18 protein-coding genes, 2 tRNA genes and 1 pseudogene are annotated in these 22,442 nt (G+C 43.5%); 9 read left to right on the forward strand and 12 right to left on the reverse strand.

What is annotated here, in order from left to right; all coding sequences use genetic code 11:
- Positions 1–32: 32 nt before the first annotated feature.
- From BACCOP_RS17585 to BACCOP_RS17600, 4 genes and pseudogenes are all read right to left on the reverse strand, one after another.
- A pseudogene (locus BACCOP_RS17585) lies at positions 33–857 on the reverse strand (ISAon1 family transposase); the annotation flags it as partial.
- Complete coding sequence (locus BACCOP_RS17590) at positions 823–1,209, reverse strand: ISAon1 family transposase N-terminal region protein (RefSeq protein ID WP_040312234.1); 387 nt, start codon at positions 1,207–1,209, stop codon at positions 823–825. The pseudogene BACCOP_RS17585 and the gene BACCOP_RS17590, both read right to left, overlap by 35 nt.
- Positions 1,210–1,360: 151 nt before the next feature.
- A tRNA-Gln gene (locus BACCOP_RS17595) sits at positions 1,361–1,431 on the reverse strand.
- 51 nt (positions 1,432–1,482) lie between these two features.
- Positions 1,483–1,553: transfer RNA gene (locus BACCOP_RS17600), tRNA-Gln, on the reverse strand.
- Between the two features lie 208 nt (positions 1,554–1,761).
- Here BACCOP_RS17600 and rsfS point away from each other — a divergent pair.
- The 3 genes from rsfS (at position 1,762) to BACCOP_RS17620 (ending at position 5,132) form a co-directional block, all read left to right on the forward strand.
- Positions 1,762–2,121, forward strand: a complete 360-nt coding sequence (rsfS, locus tag BACCOP_RS17610; protein WP_007571507.1) for a ribosome silencing factor — start codon at positions 1,762–1,764, stop codon at positions 2,119–2,121.
- Between the two features lie 17 nt (positions 2,122–2,138).
- Positions 2,139–4,175, forward strand: coding sequence for an ATP-dependent zinc metalloprotease FtsH (gene ftsH / locus BACCOP_RS17615; protein WP_007571508.1), 2,037 nt, complete (start codon positions 2,139–2,141; stop codon positions 4,173–4,175).
- A gap of 111 nt (positions 4,176–4,286) precedes the next feature.
- Complete coding sequence (locus tag BACCOP_RS17620; RefSeq protein WP_007571509.1) at positions 4,287–5,132, forward strand: phosphatidate cytidylyltransferase; 846 nt, start codon at positions 4,287–4,289, stop codon at positions 5,130–5,132.
- 213 nt (positions 5,133–5,345) lie between these two features.
- On the opposite strand, the gene lpxB is transcribed toward BACCOP_RS17620, so the two are convergent.
- Together lpxB and surE are read right to left on the reverse strand one after the other, a co-directional pair.
- Entirely contained in the window at positions 5,346–6,488 is a 1,143-nt protein-coding gene (gene lpxB / locus BACCOP_RS17625) for a lipid-A-disaccharide synthase (protein ID WP_007571513.1), read from the reverse strand.
- On the reverse strand, positions 6,485–7,258 hold the full coding sequence (gene surE / locus BACCOP_RS17630; RefSeq protein ID WP_040312235.1) for a 5'/3'-nucleotidase SurE: 774 nt from the start codon (positions 7,256–7,258) through the stop codon (positions 6,485–6,487). The genes lpxB and surE overlap by 4 nt, the downstream gene beginning before the upstream one ends.
- Before the next feature lie 211 nt (positions 7,259–7,469).
- Between surE and BACCOP_RS17635 the strand changes: the two genes are divergently transcribed.
- From BACCOP_RS17635 to BACCOP_RS17650, 4 genes are read left to right on the forward strand one after another with little or no spacing between them, the layout of a single operon-like run.
- On the forward strand, positions 7,470–8,231 hold the full coding sequence (locus tag BACCOP_RS17635; protein WP_007571517.1) for a ParA family protein: 762 nt from the start codon (positions 7,470–7,472) through the stop codon (positions 8,229–8,231).
- A gap of 31 nt (positions 8,232–8,262) precedes the next feature.
- Positions 8,263–9,162, forward strand: coding sequence for a ParB/RepB/Spo0J family partition protein (locus BACCOP_RS17640; protein ID WP_007571519.1), 900 nt, complete (start codon positions 8,263–8,265; stop codon positions 9,160–9,162).
- Between the two features lie 12 nt (positions 9,163–9,174).
- Positions 9,175–9,969, forward strand: a complete 795-nt coding sequence (locus BACCOP_RS17645; RefSeq protein WP_185150235.1) for a DUF5683 domain-containing protein — start codon at positions 9,175–9,177, stop codon at positions 9,967–9,969.
- A 3-nt stretch (positions 9,970–9,972) separates the two neighbouring features.
- Positions 9,973–11,232 (forward strand): lytic transglycosylase domain-containing protein, encoded by a 1,260-nt coding sequence (locus tag BACCOP_RS17650; RefSeq protein ID WP_007571522.1) that lies wholly within the window; start codon positions 9,973–9,975, stop codon positions 11,230–11,232.
- 250 nt (positions 11,233–11,482) lie between these two features.
- Here the strand turns inward: BACCOP_RS17650 and BACCOP_RS17655 are convergent, their stop codons facing one another.
- Positions 11,483–12,589, reverse strand: a complete 1,107-nt coding sequence (locus tag BACCOP_RS17655; RefSeq protein WP_007571524.1) for an ISAs1 family transposase — start codon at positions 12,587–12,589, stop codon at positions 11,483–11,485.
- 365 nt (positions 12,590–12,954) lie between these two features.
- Between BACCOP_RS17655 and BACCOP_RS17660 the strand changes: the two genes are divergently transcribed.
- Positions 12,955–15,228 (forward strand): RelA/SpoT family protein, encoded by a 2,274-nt coding sequence (locus BACCOP_RS17660; protein WP_007571528.1) that lies wholly within the window; start codon positions 12,955–12,957, stop codon positions 15,226–15,228.
- Between the two features lie 246 nt (positions 15,229–15,474).
- Here the strand turns inward: BACCOP_RS17660 and BACCOP_RS17665 are convergent, their stop codons facing one another.
- Positions 15,475–15,822 (reverse strand): MerR family transcriptional regulator, encoded by a 348-nt coding sequence (locus BACCOP_RS17665; RefSeq protein ID WP_007571531.1) that lies wholly within the window; start codon positions 15,820–15,822, stop codon positions 15,475–15,477.
- 28 nt (positions 15,823–15,850) lie between these two features.
- Positions 15,851–16,819, reverse strand: coding sequence for a M23 family metallopeptidase (locus BACCOP_RS17670; RefSeq protein WP_022125533.1), 969 nt, complete (start codon positions 16,817–16,819; stop codon positions 15,851–15,853).
- A gap of 134 nt (positions 16,820–16,953) precedes the next feature.
- Between BACCOP_RS17670 and alaS the strand changes: the two genes are divergently transcribed.
- Positions 16,954–19,572, forward strand: coding sequence for an alanine--tRNA ligase (gene alaS, locus BACCOP_RS17675; RefSeq protein WP_007571533.1), 2,619 nt, complete (start codon positions 16,954–16,956; stop codon positions 19,570–19,572).
- Positions 19,573–19,896: 324 nt separating this feature from the next.
- On the opposite strand, the gene BACCOP_RS17680 is transcribed toward alaS, so the two are convergent.
- From BACCOP_RS17680 to meaB, 3 genes are all read right to left on the reverse strand, one after another.
- Complete coding sequence (locus BACCOP_RS17680; RefSeq protein ID WP_007571535.1) at positions 19,897–20,181, reverse strand: winged helix-turn-helix domain-containing protein; 285 nt, start codon at positions 20,179–20,181, stop codon at positions 19,897–19,899.
- The gene (locus tag BACCOP_RS17685) at positions 20,171–20,794 is read right to left on the reverse strand and encodes a hypothetical protein (RefSeq protein WP_007571536.1); all 624 of its coding nucleotides are present in this window, start codon (positions 20,792–20,794) and stop codon (positions 20,171–20,173) included. Before BACCOP_RS17685 ends, BACCOP_RS17680 begins: the two co-directional genes overlap by 11 nt.
- Before the next feature lie 552 nt (positions 20,795–21,346).
- Positions 21,347–22,441, reverse strand: a complete 1,095-nt coding sequence (gene meaB, locus BACCOP_RS17690; protein WP_007571537.1) for a methylmalonyl Co-A mutase-associated GTPase MeaB — start codon at positions 22,439–22,441, stop codon at positions 21,347–21,349.
- Between the last annotated feature and the right edge of the window lies 1 nt (position 22,442).

Raw genomic sequence — 22,442 nt, forward strand, 5'->3', positions numbered from 1 at the left:
CACCCGTTAGCTAATACTCATGCCGAGCATACGAAAGTAGCAGCAATGACATTAAAAGAATGCATCCCTGCTTCTTCTACTTTATTATACCATCGTGCCATAGCCAAACGTGCAGCGTCCTTTATGGTGTTCTTAGAGAAAATCATCCGCAGGGAATGGCACAAACCGTATGCCTTTTTGATGTCAGGGTATTCCTCAAATAGGATTGCTGCCCTTTGCTTCTGTTTTTCCGTCCATTTATCAGCTGACTTGAAAAGCAGATACCGGGAGCGTATAAGTAATTCCCTACGGGTGTCGCCATTGGAATATCGGTATGGGACATAATCTTCGTTCTTCCGCTTAGCTTCTTCCATTTCCTCATTGGCCTGCTGTATGGCATCCCAACGGTGTTTGATGCGTAATTCCTGCACGGCATCACAAGCTAATTTCTGAATGTGAAAACGGTCTATTACACGGCTGGCTTCAGGAAATGCAGTCCGTACAATCTTGCGCATGGAGTCTGAAAGGTCAAGTGTCACTTCTTTAACGGCATAACGGCTTTCCTCGTCAATTCGTTGCAGCACAGCTATTACATCCTCTGATTTAGTTCCTGCCACGACAGCTACCAGGGAGCACTCTCTCGTACAGGCATCACGGTTGGTTACAAAGGTGTAAAGTTCACCGTTGGAGAGTGAGGTCTCGTCAATCGCCAGATACGGTCCCATATTTTCCGGAAACAGCATCCATTCACCGGCATGGGATAACTGTTCCCAATTACGATATCCGCTGAGAACCTCCTTGTACTGTTTTTCAAATGTATGACCATCTATATGATAGAATTCCTCAAGCGTACGGCAGGTCACTGGGGATGTCTCCATACGTTTCTTTTAAAAAAGCCCCAAATTCTTTGGAGTATCTGGTTCCCTTGGCTACAACATCGAGGTCGATGGGAATACTGAAACTTTTACCTGCGCGCAAGTCCGTCCAACGACGACGTCTGATCTTGAGGATTACCTTATGGTCCCGTATGGGAAAGTCTGTCACATTAACAGCTTCCATAAAACCTTTGGATTCAAAATGTTCGTCATTGCTTAACTTGGAATTCATCTTTTCATCCAGACTAATATGAATCTCTTGAGAGGTTTGTTCAACTCCAGAGATAAGAAAGTAATCTAATATCTGAGCCGGCAACACGAGGCTGGCTAGCATGTTCAAATAATCGTTTTTCATAATGCGAAGTAAGCAATACCTTACGAGTATAAAAAATAATCCCCACGAAATTTCTACTGACCCCGTTTTTATCTTGAGCTCCAAATACGTATCGAAAGAATATATAAAAGAAAAAAGCATCTTGGATTTTCTCCAAAATGCTTTTAATCTGTTGGGCTACTCGGACTCGAACCAAGAAAAACAGGACCAGAATCTGTTGTGTTACCATTACACCATAGCCCAAACTTATATTTACGGTATCCTCTCCATGAAGACTTCCGCTTTTGTAAGATGTTGGGCTACTCGGACTCGAACCAAGAAAAACAGGACCAGAATCTGTTGTGTTACCATTACACCATAGCCCAAAATCTATTGTTTTGTCAGCCTCATTTGATTTTGACGGTGCAAAGGTACAACTTTTTTATAATATACCAATATTTTGGAGCTTTTTTTTCAAAAAAATACAAAAGAAAAAGAGAATTAAGCCTCATTCCTTCGTGATATACAGAAAAGCAAGTATATTTGCTACATTAATTTATATATGAATAATAAATAAAAACGGAAACAATAATAATGGACGAAACAAAAGACTTAGTAAAGAAAATTACAGAAGGCATTCAAGAGAAAAAAGGAAGAAACATTGTAATAGCTGACTTAACCAATATAGAAGATACTATTTGTAAATACTTCGTTATTTGTCAGGGAAACTCTCCCAGCCAGGTTCTGGCAATCGTTGACTCAGTAAAAGAATACGTCAGAAAGACAACCGGTCATAAAGTATACGGAATGGATGGTGTGCGTAATACACAATGGGTTGCAATGGACTACGGAGATGTACTGGTACATGTCTTTTTACCTGAAGTGAGAGATTTTTACAACCTGGAACATCTGTGGGCAGATGCCAAATTAACATCTCTCCCCGATATTGACTAACTTCATAAAAAAATTGTATGAGCGAAAATTTAAACAACAATAAACCTAAGATTAATGTACCCCGACCTAGCTTGAGTTGGCTGTACGTTATAATAGCACTTGTTTTTGGTTTTCTTTATTTCTCGAGCGAAGACGGAAGCGCTAGCAAGGAAATAACCTATACCGAATTCAAGGAAATGGTAAGCAAAGGATATGCAAGTAAAATCATTGCTTACGATGACAACACCGTAGATATGTTCATCAAGCCTGAAAACATTGTTGATGTGTTCGGAAAGGATGCTAATAAAGTAGGAAGAAGTCCTTCTGTAAATGTCAAGATAGGCTCAATGGAAGCACTCGATAAATTCCTTGACGAAGAACAAGACAGCGGAAACTTTACAGGTTCTATCAGCTACGAAAAGCAAACCAATTATTTTGGTATGATTTTCTGGAACATTGCTCCTTTCTTATTATTAATAGGAATATGGATGTTCGCCATGAGACGTATGAGTGGTGGCGGAGGTCCGGGAGGAGCCGGAAGTGTGTTCAGTGTAGGAAAAAGCAAAGCACAGCTTTTCGAAAAAGGAGCAAACCGCATCACTTTCAAGGATGTTGCTGGTCAGGCAGCAGCTAAACAGGAAGTAGAGGAAATAGTAGAATTTCTGAAACAACCTCAAAAGTATACGGAACTGGGAGGAAAGATACCTAAAGGAGCCCTGTTAGTAGGCCCTCCGGGAACAGGTAAGACATTGCTTGCCAAAGCTGTTGCAGGCGAAGCTGACGTACCTTTCTTCTCTATATCAGGTTCCGACTTCGTTGAAATGTTTGTCGGAGTGGGAGCTTCACGCGTACGCGACCTATTCCGCCAGGCTAAAGAAAAGTCACCTTGTATCATCTTTATCGATGAGATCGATGCCGTAGGTCGTGCCCGTGGAAAAAACCCGAGCATGGGAGGTAATGATGAACGCGAGAACACCCTGAACCAGCTGCTTACAGAAATGGACGGATTTGGTTCAAACAGTGGAGTTATTATCCTGGCTGCAACCAACCGTGTAGATATTTTGGATAAGGCCTTGCTTCGTGCCGGACGATTCGACCGACAGATTTATGTAGATCTGCCCGACTTGAACGAACGTAAAGAAGTATTTGGCGTACATCTCCGCCCATTGAAACTGGATAATACGGTAGACGTTGACTTGCTGGCTCGCCAGACTCCGGGATTCAGTGGAGCTGATATTGCCAATGTTTGTAATGAAGCTGCTCTGATAGCTGCCCGCCACTCAAAACCGTCAGTGGGAAAAGATGACTTTCTGGCTGCAATCGACCGTATAGTCGGTGGTCTGGAAAAGAAAACCAAGGTTATGACAGCAGCAGAGAAACGTGCCATTGCGCTGCACGAAGCAGGACATGCTACGATTTCATGGTTCCTGGAACATGCCAATCCGCTGATTAAGGTTACAATCGTTCCTCGCGGACGTGCATTGGGAGCAGCATGGTATCTGCCCGAAGAACGTCAGATTACAACCAAGGAACAGATGTTGGACGAAATGTGTGCTACGCTGGGAGGACGTGCTGCCGAAGAAGTATTTATCGGTCACATCTCAACCGGTGCTATGAATGACCTGGAGCGAGTTACCAAACAAGCTTACGGCATGATAGCATATGCAGGTATGAGCGACAAGTTGCCTAACTTATGTTATTACAGCAATGACGAATACAGCTTCAACAAACCTTACAGTGAACATACTGCTGAACTGATTGACCAGGAAGTGCAGAAGATGATCAACGAACAATATGCTCGTGCCAAGGCATTGTTGCAAGAGCACAAGGAAGGTCACAACCAGTTGGCACAGCTTCTGATAGACCGTGAAGTCATCTTTGCAGAAGATGTAGAAAAGATATTCGGAAAGCGTCCATGGGCATCTCGTTCGGAAGAAATCATGGCTGCTGAAGAAAAAGCTCTTCCTGCTCCCGAAAAGACAGAAGAAGCTGCAACAGCATCTGAACCGGAAACTAAGGAACAGACTGAAAACTCCGGAACTTCTGCTACACAAGATGAGGAAAAGCAAGCCTGACAATCATCTGACAAACAACAGATAACATAACTTTTGTCATTCAGAAGGCTCCAAACGAGCTTACTGAGTGACAAAAGTATTTTTAATAATAAACATTAAAACCTTACTGCCGTGAAAAGCAATTTTCTTCAACGAGCCATCACAGGAGTGATATTCGTAGCCGTACTTGTAGGCTGTATTCTGGGAGGGCCCATTTCATTTACAATTTTGTTTGCATTGATCAGTGCACTTACGATCAATGAATTCGGAAACATTGTCAACCGAATGGAGCATACGCACATGAACAAACCTATATCCATTCTGGCTGGTTTGTTCTTATTCCTCTGTTTCGGATATATCGGAGTAGTGCCGGGAGCGAATGAGATATTCATCCCTTATCTCTTCCTGATACTTTATCTGTTTATCAGTGAATTGTACAAGAAGCAACCTAATCCGCTCAATAACTGGGCATATGCCATGATGAGCCAGATATATATTGCCTTATCATTCGCTTTGCTCAACGTACTGGCTTACCACAGCAGCGCAACAGAAAGCGTATCTCAGTATAACCCTATACTGCCCTTATCCATTTTTATCTTCAACTGGGTAAACGATACGGGTGCTTACTGTACCGGCATGCTGTTTGGAAAACACCGTCTGTTCGAACGTATTTCCCCAAAGAAATCGTGGGAAGGTTCTATCGGTGGAGCTGTGTTCAGCATCATTGCAGCCATCGTTTTGGCACACTTCTTTACATTCCTGAGCACCGGTGTATGGATTGGACTGGGACTGACTGTAGTAGTATTTGGAACATGGGGTGACCTGACCGAATCGCTGATGAAACGTACCCTCGGCATTAAAGATTCAAGCAATATCCTGCCTGGACACGGAGGTATGCTCGACCGCTTCGACAGTACTTTGATGGCCGTTCCAGCAGCTGTAGTATACCTGTATCTGGTAGGACTTATCCTTGCATAAGAGCATAAAAATCGCCCTTCATTTCTTCTATACGTTTCAGATATGCATCTTGCTATGCAACAAACTGATTCACAACGCATTGATAAATAGAAGAAATGAAGGGCTTATTATGTCTGAAATTCGTACAAAAAATAAAAAAAACATCAAGAAGTTTTTCTACACTTTTGCTCTTCTTTCAACAAAGTCTCCATGTAAAAACAGAAACCAATGGTATCAGGCTTTGTGATTCGACTTTAACAAAGCTGTAATCTGAGATGCAGCACGTTCCGATGCTCCGGGTTCTCCTAAAATTGCTATCAGCCGGTCGTATTCTGAATGCATAAGTGGACGTCCGCTTCCTCCCGGTACAATCTTAGCCAACTCCTTTTTTATATTGGCAACCGTCATACCGTCGGCAACCAGTTCAGTTACCACTTCACGGTCGGCTATCAGATTTACCAATGAAATGTATTTCACCTTCAAGATATGCCTGCGAAGGAAAGAAACCAACTTGCCTGCTGCCGTATAGTAACATACCACCTGAGGTACACGGAACAAAGCTGTTTCGAGCGTAGCTGTTCCCGAAGTAACCAGTGCAGCCTCAGCCTGCTGCAACAAACGGTAAGTCTGCCCGAACACAATCTTCGTACTGCTGTCGATATATTGTTTGTAGAAATCAGGCTCAATACCAGGAGCTCCCGCCACCACAAACTGATACTGCGGAAAACTGCGTGCTGCCTCAATCATACGCGACAGATTATCTTTGATTTCCTGCCGGCGACTTCCTGCAAGTAAGGCTATGACCGGTCTGTTTTCCAACCCATTGGCAGCAATAAATTCACTGAAAGTTTCCTCACCATTCTTCCGGAAATCATCCACAGCGTCGACACAAGGATTGCCCACATAATGCACCGGATACTGGTGTTTCTTGAAAAAATCGACTTCGAAAGGCAGAATAGAAAACAGTTCATCTACATCGCGCTTGATATTTTTGATGCGATATTCCTTCCAAGCCCAAATCTTAGGCGAAATATAATAGTAGACAGGTATCCGCGTATGCTGTTTGATATATTCGGCTATCTTCAAGTTAAATCCCGGATAATCAACGAGGATCAGCACATCCGGCTGCCACGCTTCAACATCCTTCTTGCAGTAGTCCATGTTACGGAAAATAGTACGCAAGTGAAGCAGTACAGGAATAAAACCCATATATGCCAGTTCACGGTAATGCTTTACGCAAGTACCTCCCACCGCCTTCATCAGATCGCCTCCGAAAAAACGAAATTCGGCCTGCGGATCTTCGTGCTGCAAGGCACGCATCAGGTTCGATGCATGCAAGTCGCCCGATGCCTCTCCTACTATCAGATAATATTTCATACGTTCCAGTTCCAGTGTTTCAAGTCTTCCATCAGCGAATATGCCGTCACATCAATTTGCGTAGGAGTAATGGCCACGTAACCGTGTTCCAACGCCCAGTGATCGGTATCTTCAGCATCAGGCTCGTTATTCTGATACTCACCTGTCAGCCAATAATAATATCCGCCACGCGGATGATCTGCCTTAACAAATTCATTGGTCCATACCCCATCAGTCTGACGGCAGATACGCACACCTTTCAGTTCGTTTGTATCAGGGAAATTCACATTCAGACACTTACCTACGGGAAGTTCCTTTGCAAGCACTTCTTCTACAATGCGGCGCACATAAGGCAGCGTTGCAGAAAAATCAGCATCCGCACTATGATTACAAAGCGAAAATCCTACCGAAGGGATTCCTTTCAGGCATCCTTCTATCACCACTCCCATCGTACCAGAGTAGTGTACATTGACCGACGAGTTGTCGCCATGATTAATACCTCCTATCACCATATCGGGCTTACGGGGAACCAAAGCGTGCAAAGCAAGTTTGACACAGTCGACAGGACTTCCCGAACACTTATATACAATGAGTCCCGGCTCCTGACGCATCTTTGTACAGCGAAGCGGATGCTCGGAAGTAATGGCTCCCGATGAACCCGAACGCGGCCCGTCGGGCGCAACAACAATGAGGTCGGCAACAGTGCGTAACGCAGCGATAAGTTCTTGTATTCCTTTGGCATTCACGCCATCATCATTCGACAGCAATAAAAGAGGTCTTTCGTTTGTCATATATTTCTCCATTAATAATCGCCGGTAAAGTTACAACAAATATTAATCTTCCCAAACCACGACGAATAATTACAGATAAATCGTTATCTTTGCCTCGCCGAAGTTATTAACAAAAGCCGTAAGTTATCAACATTTTCAAGAAATGTAGACATTTGCTGATACATAGTTTCGACGATTATTTGTTACTTCGCAATCAGATAAACTGATTAATATGGGAAAAATTATTGCTTTAGCCAACCAAAAAGGTGGCGTAGGTAAGACTACTACAACCATTAATCTGGCTGCATCATTAGCAACTCTCGAGAAGAAAGTGCTGGTAGTCGATGCCGACCCGCAGGCGAATGCTTCATCCGGTCTGGGAGTAGATTTAAAAGAAATAGATTGTTCTATTTATGAATGTCTTATCAATCAGACCGATATACGGGAAGCTATTTACACGACCGATATTGACGGATTGGATATTATTCCTTCTCACATCGACCTCGTGGGAGCAGAAATCGAAATGCTGAACCTGGAAAACCGTGAGAAGATTATGAAAAAGGCATTAGAGCCGATGAAAAGTGAATACGATTATATTCTGATAGACTGTTCACCGTCGCTGGGGCTGATTACCATCAACGCACTGACAGCTGCCGATTCAGTCATCATTCCGGTACAATGCGAATATTTTGCACTGGAAGGTATCAGCAAGCTGCTGAACACCATCAAGATAATCAAGACAAAACTGAACCCTTCGCTGGAAATAGAGGGTTTCCTGCTTACAATGTTCGACTCACGTCTGCGTCTGGCAAACCAGATATACGACGAAGTGAAACGTCATTTCCAGGAACTGGTATTCAAAACCATTATCCAGCGAAATGTCAAACTGAGTGAGGCTCCCAGCCACGGAATACCTGCCATTTTGTACGATGCGGATTCTACAGGAGCAAAAAACCACCTGGCTTTGGCAAACGAAATTATAAACAAAAATTAAGAAGCATAGAAAGCTGAAAGAATAAACAAATATGGCCGTACAGAAAAAATTTGCACTGGGCAGAGGACTCGACGCGCTGATTTCTACAAACGACGAGGTTAAGACTTCGGGCTCTTCTTCCATCAACGAAGTGGAACTGAGTAAAATCTCGGTAAACCCGAACCAGCCGCGCCGCGAGTTCGATCCGATTGCCCTGCAAGAGCTTGCCGACTCAATAGCTGAAATCGGCATCATACAACCTATCACTTTACGCAAGCTGAATGAGGATTCATATCAGATAATAGCAGGAGAACGACGTTACCGTGCTTCTATACAGGCAGGACTGAAGACTATTCCTGCTTACATCCGTACTGCCGACGATGAGAATGTAATGGAAATGGCTCTGATAGAGAATATCCAGCGCGAGGACTTGAACTCGCTGGAAATAGCTCTCGCCTACCAGCATCTGATCGAACAATATGAACTGACTCAGGAACGTCTGAGCGAACGTGTAGGCAAGAAGCGTACTACCATCGCCAATTACCTGCGACTGCTTAAACTTCCTGCTCCGATACAGGTTGCACTGAAAAATAAAGAAATAGATATGGGGCACGCACGTGCCTTGCTTGCGCTGGATGACCCGAAGACACAGATACGTATTTTCAACGAAATAATAACCCAAGGGTATTCGGTCCGCAAGGTAGAAGAAATAGTAAAAGCCCTTTCAGCCGGCGAAAGCGTAGAGTCGGGAGGCAAGAAGATTGCTCCCAAAGGCGCCAAACTGTCTGAAGAATATACGATGTTGCAAAATCATCTATGTACCTTCTTCGGTACAAAGGTGCAGCTTTCGTGCAGCAACAAAGGAAAAGGTAAAATCAGTATCCCGTTCAGCAACGAAGCTGATCTGGAAAGAATCATGGAGATACTGGACTCATTGAAACCAAAAGAATAAAAAGGACAAGTTTTGAGAGAACGATCGTTTACATATGTATTGTATATCGTACTGATGCTCTGTTTCGCATGGGGAGGAAGTACGGAAGGATATGCACAACGTGCACTCAAGCACCGGAAAGGCTTACTGAATGCCGATTCGATACGCGCGCAAAACGTGGCCGACCGCCTTGCTTTACCCGATACGCTGAATATACGTCAAAAGCGCATCGAGGAACTGGAAGCTCCGGTAGATACGGCCAGACTTATGCGTCAGAGTGACTCTTTGCAAAGCCGGAAACCTGTAACCATAAAGGAGAAAAAGAAATGGCTTCCCACTCCCAATAATTCTATCTGGCTGTCGCTTGCCATACCCGGAGCAGGTCAGATATACAACCGGAAGTATTGGAAACTGCCTATCGTTTATGGAGGTTTCGTGGGATGTACTTATGCATTGACCTGGAACAGCAAGATGTATAAGGATTATACACAGGCATATCAGGACATCATGAGTGACAATCCGAATAACGACAGTTATATGGATTTCCTGCCAGCCGGATATACCAAAGAAGATGTACAAAACAGACTCGATTATTATCAAGAGTTGTTCCGTAAACGAAAAGATGTCTTCCGTCGTCAGCGAGATTTAAGTATAATTGCTTTCATCGGAGTTTATCTGTTGTCGGTAATCGACGCGTATGTCGACGCTGAGCTATCGAACTTCGATATATCGAACGATCTGGGAATGACACTGGAACCTGCAATATTTAACGATGCATACCGCAAGCTTCCTCAAGGAATAGGCTTGCAATGCAGTATTAGATTTTAAATTATGAAAAAACTATGTATTGGCATACTCGCCTTCCTTAGCTTTTCGCCCCTCTTTGCCCAACAAACGGAAAAGAGTATTGTCGTCCGCTCCAGTTCAGGTGTGGAGGCAGCTGCCGATTTGCCCGAAGGTATGCTTTCTGAAACAGACAGTTTATATCTGGACTGGATTTCGAAAAATTATATCAATCTGGGAGAAAACTGTACTGCGACTTCTACCAATCCGGAAGTAAGCGACTCTATCTACATGGATCGTCTGCAACGTATTCCGGCCATCATCGAAATGCCGTATAACGAAGTGGTGCGCAAATTTATCGACATGTATGCTACCCGCTTGCGACAGAAGATTGCATTCATGCTGAGTGCTAATAATTTCTACATGCCCATCTTCGAAGAGGCACTCGACTTGCACGACCTGCCGCTGGAGTTAAAATATCTTCCTGTAATCGAATCGGCCTTAAACCCGATGGCAACTTCCCGTCAGGGAGCCGTAGGCTTATGGCAGTTCATGCTGGCTACAGGTAAAATTTACGGACTGCAAGTAACCAGTCTGATAGACGAACGTCGTGACCCGATCAAATCTACTCGTGCCGCAGCACGTTATCTGAAAGACTTATACGATATCTATCACGACTGGAATCTGGTACTTGCGGCTTACAATTGCGGTCCGGGCACAATAAACAAAGCTATCCGACGTTCGGGAGGAGAAAAGGACTTCTGGAAGCTATACAATTATCTGCCTCAGGAAACTCGTGGATATGTGCCGGCATTTATCGCTGCAAACTATATCATGACCTATTACTGTGAGCATAACATCAGCCCGCTGGAAATGAGAATGCCGGAAGGAACAGATACTATACACATATCTCGTCCGCTCAACCTCCAGCAGATAGCCGCCGTATGCAACTCAAACATCGATGAACTTCGTGCCTTGAATCCGGAGTTTAAAAAAGACATCATTCCTGGAAATGAGAAGCCTTATGCGCTTCGCTTGTCCAACAAGATGATGAGCTGTTTCCTCGAAAACGAAGACAGCATCTATAACTATAAACCGGAGGTCTATCAGACACGACGCAGCAAAGTAGAAGTAGCCGATGTTAAATCGTCTGCCAAATCAGGAAAAGCCGTTTATCACAGAATCAGAAACGGAGAAACCTTGGGAGGCATTGCAGCCAAATATGGAGTAAGCGTATCGCAGTTACGCAGATTGAACGGAATCAAAGGCAGTAACATACGTGCCGGAAGATCACTCCGCATCCGATAAGTATCATATTTTTACACCGAAATATCATAAAAACCATCCCGACAATCCCAAGATTTGTCAGGATGGTTTTTCATTTTTCTATCTTCCTTTTCCATAGCTTTGCACGGCTCTTTCATTTAAGCTTAGATAAAGGCACATAATTCCCCCACCCACTTCTTATGGGAAGTAGGGATTTTGTTATGATTGATACCCAAAACGTTACGAATCCTCTGAAATTACAAATTATCTCATTTTTGATCCAGCATATGTATCATTGCGGTAAAGTCCAAGAAAGTTCTCTAATAAGTTCGGCCGTTCCCTTAGCCTTGTCGGAGAGCTTTTTCCTTTTACCTTTCCATATAGAAAGTATTGCCAGTACTATCCTCTGTATCGTGTCAAGGTTTCTGGCGGACCTTGCACTATTCCGCCTGATGAAGTCCTGCCTCAGGTTGCGGTCAAGGTCCCAGTGCATGCTTTCTATTGCCCAATGCATTCTGGCTATTGTACTCAGCCGCCTGGCACTTCCGTGAAAACTGGAGACATAGAACCTCCTCTCGGAAGATTTCTGACCATCAGATTTTCTCTCCGTTGCAGTCCGTATTTCGACAACCGTCAGATTTCCATTCCACTTTTTCCTGTCCGTAATCAGGTCATTTCCACGAAAGATACGGCATACTCTGGTCTCTATTCTGCCATGTTCAAGAAAAGGGCCTTCCGAATATACATCCACAGGCTCTGCAAGTTCGACATTGTCCTCAACCCCATATCGCAGAGTTCTCTGGTTTGCCTTCAGCTCGATAAGGAAATCACCGCCTTTTTCCCGGATTTTATCTATGATGGCTTTCTGGAAGGACATGGCGTCTGCCGTAACTATGCATCCTGACACATCCACCTTGTCCAACAGTTTGGGTACGGAAGTTATCTCGTTGCTTTTTTCTTCACACATGTCCGTGGCAAGGGTGAAACCTCCTTCAAGGGAATAGGCGGATACGATGTCGGGGGTGCGTCCGTTTTCAAGTACCGTCCCTCTCATTGCCTTGCCGTCAATACAGAGGATGTCTCCGGCACAACCGACAAGCTCATCATGGAAGGTGGAGGTAAATTCAGACATCCGCTCAGACATGGCTTCATCATCAATATGTTTGAATATACGGCAGAGCGTAGGTTCAGAAGGCACACCGTCCAACAAAATTCCTAAAGAGCGGAAGCGTTTCAGATTACGCTCGCCGAATCTGATTATATCCGGTCTTGTCATACACTTGCCCAGCCGTCCGAGTATTACAAGGAGAAGAATATCTTCCAGCTTGTATTTGTAGTTTCCCTTGTCTGTCCTGCGGTAATCCGGCACTGATTTCACAAATTCTTTCAGATGTTTCATTATGCTGCCACGACGGCAGAATGCATGTTTCTTTTTTATATATTAGACATGCAAAATGTTGCATATCAGCAAAATAAATCTTATTTTTGCATAGCGAAAATTAAGGCGGAAATCAAAAAACGACCTCTGTCGCATTTGATTTCCGCCTACAAAAATAATTTTATATGAACGATAAAAAGAAACACCGGAAGCGGTGCTTCCTGCATCGCTGTGCGCAAAAATAATGGTTTTTCGGAGAATAACAAGGATTATAGAGGTTGTTTTAAATGAAAGAGCCGTGATAGCTTTGTAAGAAAAAACTTCATTCTACTTGTTAAATTCTTTATTTTCTTTATTTTTGCAATATAGATTAAGGGAGTAATACAATGACGGATGAAAAACTTACACAAGAGCAAGCAGATGAAAAGCAAATAAATGATGCCTTTCAAGAACTTTTAGATCGATACCTGGAAAGCAAGCACCGCAAAAAAGTAGAAATAATCACCAAAGCATTTAATTTTGCCAAGCAAGCACATAAAGGTGTACGACGCCGTTCGGGCGAACCTTATATACTGCACCCTATTGCGGTAGCACGCATTGCGTGTGTAGAAATCGGACTGGGGTCTACCTCCATCTGTTCGGCTTTGCTGCATGATGTAGTAGAGGATACCGACTATACGGTGGAAGATATAGAAAATCTGTTCGGACCTAAAATTGCACAGATTGTAGACGGACTGACAAAAATATCCGGAGGCATTTTCGGCGACCGCGCTTCGGCTCAGGCTGAAAATTTCAAAAAGCTCCTGCTTACAATGAATGACGACATCCGAGTCATTCTGATAAAAATAGCCGACCGTCTGCACAACATGCGTACCCTCGGTTCCATGCTTCCCAGCAAACAATATAAGATTGCGGGAGAAACCCTTTACATCTATGCTCCTCTTGCCAACAGACTAGGTCTGAACCGCATAAAAACAGAACTGGAAGACCTGAGTTTCAAATACGAACATCCGGAAACTTACAAAGAGATACAAGACAAGCTGCAAGCTACTCAGGCAGAGCGCGAAAGCGTCTTTACCGAGTTTACAGCTCCTATACGTGCACAACTGGATAAGATGAAAATACCTTATCGCATTCTGGCACGTGTAAAATCTCCTTATTCCATCTGGAACAAGATGCAGACCAAGCATATCACGTTCGAAGAAATCTACGATATCCTTGCTGTGCGCATCATCTTTACTCCAAGAAACGAAGAAGAGGAACTGAACGACTGCTTCGATATCTATGTAGCTATCTCGAAAATATACAAGCCCCACCCCGACCGTCTGCGCGACTGGGTAAGCCATCCGAAAGCTAATGGCTATCAGGCACTGCACGTGACACTGATGAGTAACAAAGGGCAATGGATTGAAGTGCAAATCAGAAGTGAACGCATGAATGACGTTGCCGAGCAAGGATTTGCAGCTCACTGGAAATACAAGGAAGGTGGAGGCAGTGAAGATGAAGGCGAACTGAGCAAGTGGCTGAAGACCATTAAGGAAATTCTGGACGATCCACAGCCTGATGCGCTCGATTTCCTCGATACCATCAAACTGAACCTGTTTGCATCCGAAATTTTTGTCTTCACCCCCAAAGGAGAAATCAAGACTATGCCGCAAAACTGTACGGCACTCGATTTTGCTTTCTCTATCCATACATTCCTGGGCAGTCACTGTATCGGAGCTAAGGTAAACCATAAACTGGTTCCACTAAGCCACAAGCTACAAAGTGGTGATCAGGTAGAAATACTTACTTCCAAATCACAAAAGGTACAGCCTTCGTGGATAAACTTTGCCACCACAGCAAAAGCCAAAGCTAAGATACAAGCTATTCTGAAGCGTGAAAAGAAAGAAATGCAGCAGAAAGGTGAAGATATGCTTACCGATTTCTTCCATCAGGAAAACCTGCCGTCAAATGATGAGAATATCAAGAAGCTCTGCAACCTGCATCACGTAAAGAATTACGATGAACTGACCTTAAATATCGGTCAGGGAATATTCTCATTAGGTGAAGCAGACAAAAACGAACTGAAGGAAAAGCCATCGCCTACCAACTGGAAGAAATATATCAGCTTTGCATTCGGAGGAACCAGTAAAAACAAGCAGGAAGAGAAACAAGCTGAACAGCCTGCACTGAATATAGACAAAAAGAAAATCATCAAGCTGACTCCTGATGCCATTCAGAAGAATTACATTCTGGCTGATTGCTGTAAACCGATTCCGGGGGATGATGTACTTGGTTACATTGACGATAACAACCGTATTGTCATTCATAAACGCCAGTGCCCGATTGCAGCCCAGCTGAAGACCAGTTTCGGTAACCGACTGCTTGCTGTAGAATGGGAAACAGGCAAAGCATTAAACTTCCCGGTCAATGTATACATTAAAGGTATAGACGGCATAGGAGTCCTCAATCAGGTTACACAAGTTATATCTCAACAGTTGAATGTAAATATTCATAAATTGAATATTGAATCGAACGATGGTATTTTCGAAGGTCGCATTCAGCTTTACGTACACGATGTAGATGATGTAAATACCATCTGTACAAACCTCAAAAAGATAAATCACATCAAGAAAGTAACCCGTATCGAAAACTTTGAAGATACAATTGCCGACTAAAAAGACGTATCTTTCTGATGATGACAATAACAGATTACAACCATTAAGACGAAATAAAGATATTCAGCAAATATCCCTAAAAAATACAATGGCATATGAAGATGATAAACCATAATCACTTCATATGCCATTTTTATTGTTGTTTTTCGTTGTTTCCTCGCATATACGACGTCCGGAAAAAGTCTGATGATCGCTTAAAAAGACCTAGAATTAAGTCACCAGCCAAACAATTCACACCTGCAAGCATCAGGTGAGATAATCCAGCTCCTTACGCATACTGAGCAAATCTTCTTTGATACGCCGCAAGCGGTCGATGATTTCGGCCGTATCACGAATGCTTTCTTTATTCTGCTTCAAACGCTGTCTGGCTCCGGCAAGAGTCATTTTCTTTTCTTTTACAAGATGATATACCAGGCGAATATTTTCAATATCCTCTTTCGTATACTGCCGGATATTTCCTCCCGCCTTCTTGGGAGCAATTATAGGAAACTCCTTCTCCCAATAGCGCAAAAGCGACTCGTTTACATCAAACATTTCCGCCACTTCACGAATAGAATAATATAATTTCAAATTTTTATCGCTCTTCAAAGCCATGTCCTTTCTGTTTAGTCTGTATGTAATATTAATCGAATACCTTACCGTGGTTGGCAGCAATCTGAATCATCTTGTCGTAATCATCCGCATCCAAATCCATGAAGTAATAGTTCACCGGATTCATAATCTGCCCTTTCAGATGCACTTCGTAGTGTAAATGCGGTCCGGTACTCTTTCCCGTACTTCCTACCTTGCCAATAGTTTCTCCACGCACTACTTTCTGCCCTACCTTCACATCAATTTTACTCAAGTGAGCATATCGGGTGACATAACCGAAACCATGATTAATGACAATACAGTTGCCATACAATCCTTCCCAGCCTGCTTTCTGTACCGTACCGTTTCCAGTGGCATACACCGGTGTACCCACGTTTGCCGAAAAGTCCATGCCCGCATGAAACTTAACAGTCTTATAAATAGGGTCGATACGATTTCCATATCCCGAAGCCGTCTGCTTCAAATCCTTGTTGGCCACCGGCTGGATAGCAGGAATACATGCCAGCATATCATCCTGTTTCTTACACAACTCTACCACCTCGTCAAACGATTTCGACTGCATATAAATCTGACGTGAAAGCAAGTCCATCTTCTGAGTAGTATTCACTACCAGCTTGGCATTTGCCATATCCATCAAATCCTCGTAACGGTTCGTTTTACCGTAACTGGCCGAACGCAAGGCATCCGCCACGGGATCTGCCTGCATAATCACCCGGTACAGATTATCATCACGCTGCTGAAGCTGCTGCATCACACCAAGAGCCTCGTCCAGACGGGTAGATAAAATATGATATTGTGAAAGTAAGCGCGAATTTTCCACACGCAGGTCCTTTTCCGAAGGAGAACCGAAAATCAGCAACAGGATGATAAAACATCCTGCACCCAGTCCCATACCCACAAACAGACGCCGCAAATAGCTCATCGCCCGCTGGCGCATAGTGGGATAAATACGGTCGTATGTACGCGTTTTCGGATTATAAATATAATAGACTTTACGCATTCAAATCTAATTTTGAAAAATTTTAAGATGCAACATGTCAAGTTTTTGCATCAAACATACGGACAAAAATAATAAAACCGATTATCTTTGCAAATCAATTTTGAGAATATTAACTACAAGACATTATAAGCATTATGTTGACAGCAAACGAAATTCGCGACTCATTTGTAAAATTCTTTGAGTCGAAAGGACATCAGATTGTGCCTTCAGCACCGATGGTCATCAAAGACGACCCGACATTGATGTTCACCAATGCAGGTATGAACCAGTTTAAAGATATTATTCTGGGTAACCATCCTGCGAAATACAAACGTGTAACCGACTCACAGAAGTGCTTGCGTGTGAGTGGAAAACATAACGACCTGGAAGAAGTAGGTCACGATACATACCATCATACCATGTTCGAAATGCTGGGTAACTGGTCTTTCGGCGACTACTTCAAGAAAGAGGCTATCAGCTGGGCATACGAATACCTGGTAAGCGTACTGAAACTTGATCCGAAAGATCTGTATGTAACCGTATTCGAAGGAAGCCCGAGCGAAGGTATTTCCCGCGATGACGAAGCAGCAGGCTACTGGGGACAATTCTTCCCAGAAGATCACATCATCAACGGTAACAAACACGATAATTTCTGGGAAATGGGTGATACAGGTCCTTGCGGTCCTTGTTCAGAAATTCATATCGACTCGCGTTCGGCTGAAGAAAAGGCTGCCGTTCCGGGACGTGAATTGGTTAACAAAGATCATCCGCAGGTTATCGAAATCTGGAACCTGGTGTTCATGCAGTACAACCGTAAGGCTGACGGAACCCTGGAACCGCTTCCAGCAAAAGTTATCGATACCGGTATGGGATTCGAACGTCTGGTACGTACTTTGCAAGGCAAGACATCCAACTACGATACTGACGTTTTCCAGCCTATCATCAAGGCAATCGGCGATTTGTCTGGCAAGAAGTATGGCGACGATGAAAAGGTAGACGTAACTATGCGCGTAGTAGCCGACCATATCCGTACCATCGCCTTCTCTATCACCGACGGACAGTTGCCGTCTAATGCAAAGGCTGGTTACGTAATCCGCCGAATCCTGCGCCGTGCCGTTCGCTACGCTTACACTTTCCTCGGACAGAAACAAGCATTCATGTATAAGCTGCTTCCTGTACTGATTGAAAATATGGGTGGTGCTTATCCTGAACTGAAAGCACAGCAGGCATTGATCGAGAAAGTTATGAAGGAAGAAGAAGAATCATTCCTCCGTACACTGGAAACAGGTATCCGTCTGCTCGACAAGACAATGGCTGAAACTAAAGCTGCCGGTAAGACTGAAATCAGCGGTGTAGACGCATTTACACTGTATGATACATTCGGGTTCCCATTCGACCTGACTGAACTTATCTTGCGTGAAAATGGTCTGACTGCCGACGTAAAAGGCTTTGAAGCCGAAATGCAGAAACAGAAAGAACGCGCACGTAATGCTGCTGCCGTAGAAACAGGCGACTGGGTTACACTGAAAGAAGGAGAAACAACTTTCGTAGGTTACGACTATACTGAATACGAAACAAGCATCCTGCGTTACCGTCAGATTAAACAGAAGAATCAGACACTTTACCAGATTGTATTGAGCGATACTCCGTTCTATGCAGAAAGTGGTGGTCAGATAGGTGATACCGGTGTATTGGTAAGCGAATTCGAAACTATCGATATCATCGATACCAAGAAGGAAAACAATCTTCCTATCCATATAGCAAAGAAACTTCCGGAACATCTGGAAGCTCCGATGATGGCATGTGTAGATACAGACAAACGTGCAGCTTGTGCAGCCAACCACTCTTGTACACACTTGCTGGACGAAGCATTGCGTCAGGTACTGGGTGCTCACGTAGAACAGAAGGGTTCTCTTGTTACTCCTGACTCTTTGCGTTTCGACTTCTCTCACTTCCAGAAAGTAACTCCGGAACAGATTCGCGAAGTAGAACATCTGGTTAATGCTAAAATCCGCGAAAACGTTCCTTTGACTGAATACCGTAACCTGCCTATCGAAAAGGCAAAAGAACTGGGTGCAATCGCTTTGTTCGGCGAAAAGTACGGCGATGAAGTACGTGTCGTACAGTTCGGTTCATCTATCGAATTCTGTGGTGGTACTCACGTATCGGCAACTGGAAAGATCGGTATGGTGAAGATTATCTCAGAAAGCTCTGTTGCTGCCGGTATACGCCGTATCGAAGCTGTTACAGGTGCGAAGGTTGAAGAAATGTTCGATACTGTACAAGATGCTATCAACGATCTGAAAGCTTTGTTCAACAACGCTCCCGACCTGAAAGCCGCTATCTCGAAATACATCGAAGAAAATGCCGGTCTGAAGAAACAGATGGAAGAATTCATGAAGGAAAAAGAAGCTGCTGTAAAGAACAAGCTGATTGAAGGTGCAAAAGAAATCAACGGTGTGAAAGTTATTCAGGCTGTTCTTCCGATGCCAGCTGACGCAGTCAAGAATATTGCCTTCCAGTTGAAAGGACAGTTCCCTGAAAACTTGTTCGTAGTAATTGGTAGCGTATTCGAAAACAAGCCGTTGCTTACTGTTACCATGAGCGACGATCAGGTGAAGGCCGGACTGAATGCCGGACAACTGGTTCGCGAAGCTGCCAAACTGATCCAAGGTGGTGGTGGTGGTCAGCCTCACTTTGCAACTGCCGGCGGTAAGAATCCTGACGGACTTAGTGCAGCAGTCGACAAGATTGTAAGCCTGGCTGGCTTCTGATTGTAAATTACAAGAATAAAATACAAAAAGGTTCTATCATTTTCCCGCTATGGGGTGATAGAACCTTTTTTATTACAGATTAGGATGGTTAGCGTACAAATCAATTATTGCAGTCTGACAAGAATCTTCAATCCAAAGATAGAGTATTGATGAACAAGCAATTATCCTACAGAATTCAGCTATGCAGGTTATCTACAGGAACAATGCTGATAAGCTCATATTCATATATGTTTATCGGACACTTATCTAAACCAATAGCTCTTCTTTCTTGAATTGGAATTCCGGCCTCTACCTTTTCTTCTTTCCGAACGTGTTTCTCTTATCCTACAAATCCAGATAAGTCTTCAGTGCCTTTATATATTCTTCCATCGCTTTTCTGCCTGTTTCTGTAATCCGGCACGATGTACGAGTCTTTTTTCCGACAAACTCTTTCTCTACCTGAATGTATCCCGCCTTGCTCAGTTTATCCAGTTGCACACTGAGATTACCGGCAGTAGATTCAGTCTTCTCTTTCAAGTACACAAAGTCGGCCTCATCTACCGATAATAGGATAGACATAATCGCCAGACGCAGTTGCGAGTGTATCAACGGATCTAGTTCAGCAAGCATAAGCAGCGGCTTTTTTATTCAACAAATGTCCTGGTATCACCATCATAAGCAAGAAAGGAAAACCGAAATATAGATTCCATTCCGGAGCCACTCTACCGCCATTTGTCAGTACCATCAGCATATAGACAGCAACCAAAAAGGCAACAAGAGGTGAATACACCAGGGCTGGAACCCGAACAATCAGACCGGTAATCGAAGTTCCTATACCCGCATATAGCAAACACAGCGGAAGCATCAAGCCAAAATTGCACGAACCAATCACCATACCTATCAGTAGCATAGCCACAACAGTCAGTCCGAACAACGATCCTACGATGCACCAGGTATGAGCAAGCATCTTATCCATATGTGTTACCACAGAAGGTTTCTTACGAACCTGAAGTACTTTCATAACAATGGCAGGAATAAACATCAAAAACCACAAGGCGTTCCACAACGGTCTGCCTGTGATATACACGGCTGCATATACAACTACAGAAAGCGCTACTGCAGCATATCCATAAATCAGAAAAACATTGCCACTACCCCGTTCCAAATTTTCTTTCGTCATTTGAATCATCTGGGAAATCAGTTCCAGACTTTCTTTTTCTGTAAACATCTTCTTTTCTTCCATACTCCTTACATTTTTAAAAGATAAAACAGTTTATTTTATAAACCACCACTGCAAAAAAAATAGAAATCCGCGCGTTTATTCCTATTTTCTATCACATTACAAATGTAAAGTAGTCTATTTTATAAACCAAATATTCTGTAGTTTTTTTCTGAAAAAAGTAAATTTCCTACCAAGTCAATTGTAATAAAACCCAAGTATCCATGAAGATTTTGCTGTGATCAACGCATAATAAAACATTGCTGTCCGACAAAACATTTTCGAAAGCTCATAGTCGCTTGTAATATAGCAGTTGGTTTATTCATTGATACAACAGAGTTTTTAAAGCCTTAAATACGACTGAGAATCAACCTATTGATGAAATTTATCATACACTGATAACAATAAAAAGACTCTTCCCAAAGGCTTTTAAAAAAGACCTTCAGAAAGAGTTTCTATAATATCAGCAATTTCTGCCCAAAATATCTCGATGTTTTTTTATTTTCTGTACGAAAGTTCAGCAAGTTCGTACAAAAATTTTCAGAGAAATTATGTACTCCGTCGCAAGCCCAGCAATCAAAGATTACCGAAATATGTATCGAGCAACTTTTTCGCAGCCGAGAACGAAGTAGCCTTTCCCTGCAATACCTCCTGTTCCTGAGCTGTAAGCATCGAAGCGATAGCCGGATTGTTGTAGAAACTATCACGCAAATGTTCGTTTATCGTTTCGTACATCCAGTATTTAGCCTGTTCGTTGCGGCGGTAATCAAAGTATCCGTTCTTCTTCACAAAGTCGATATAACTGTACACCATGTCCCAGATCTCCTTGATTCCGATACCATAAAAACCTGAATATGTCAGCACCTGTGGTGTCCATCCCGATTCAGGAGCCGGAAACAGATGCAGTGCATTGCGGAAATGAGCAGCAGCCAGCTTTGCCTTCTCGATGTTATTACCATCAGCCTTGTTGATGATGATACCGTCTGCCATCTCCATTATACCACGCTTGATACCTTGCAGTTCATCTCCTGTTCCGGCAAGCTGTATCAGCAGGAAGAAATCCACCATCGAATGAACGGCTGTTTCGCTCTGTCCTACTCCCACTGTTTCGACAAAAATTTTATCGAAACCTGCTGCTTCGCACAAGATAATCGTTTCACGGGTTTTACGGGCTACACCACCCAGCGAACCGGCAGAAGGGCTGGGGCGGATAAAGGAATCTGGATGAACGGAAAGTTTTTCCATACGGGTTTTATCTCCCAAAATACTTCCTTTCGAACGCTCACTGCTCGGGTCGATAGCCAGTACAGCCAGCTTACCTCCACGTTCCAGTACATGCAGGCCGAATACATCAATCGACGTACTCTTCCCCGCTCCGGGAACACCACTGATACCCACACGGATAGAATTGCCTGAATACGGCAGACATTTTTCGATAACCTCCTGTGCGACTGCCTGATGCTCGGGTTTCACACTCTCTACCAGCGTGACAGCCTGACTAAGTACGGTTACATCGCCTTTTACGATACCTTCCACGTACTCGCCTACGGTAAACTGACGGCGCTTGGGTTTCTTTCTCAGGTTCAAATAAGGATTTATACTGGAGGGTTGTTCGATACCCTTGTTAACAGTCAATCCCTTGTACTCCTCACTGTTCTCAGGGTGTTCCATA

Origin of the sequence: Phocaeicola coprocola DSM 17136, assembly GCF_000154845.1 — a bacterium.
In the GTDB taxonomy this organism is placed as follows: Bacteria; Bacteroidota; Bacteroidia; order Bacteroidales; family Bacteroidaceae; genus Phocaeicola; species Phocaeicola coprocola.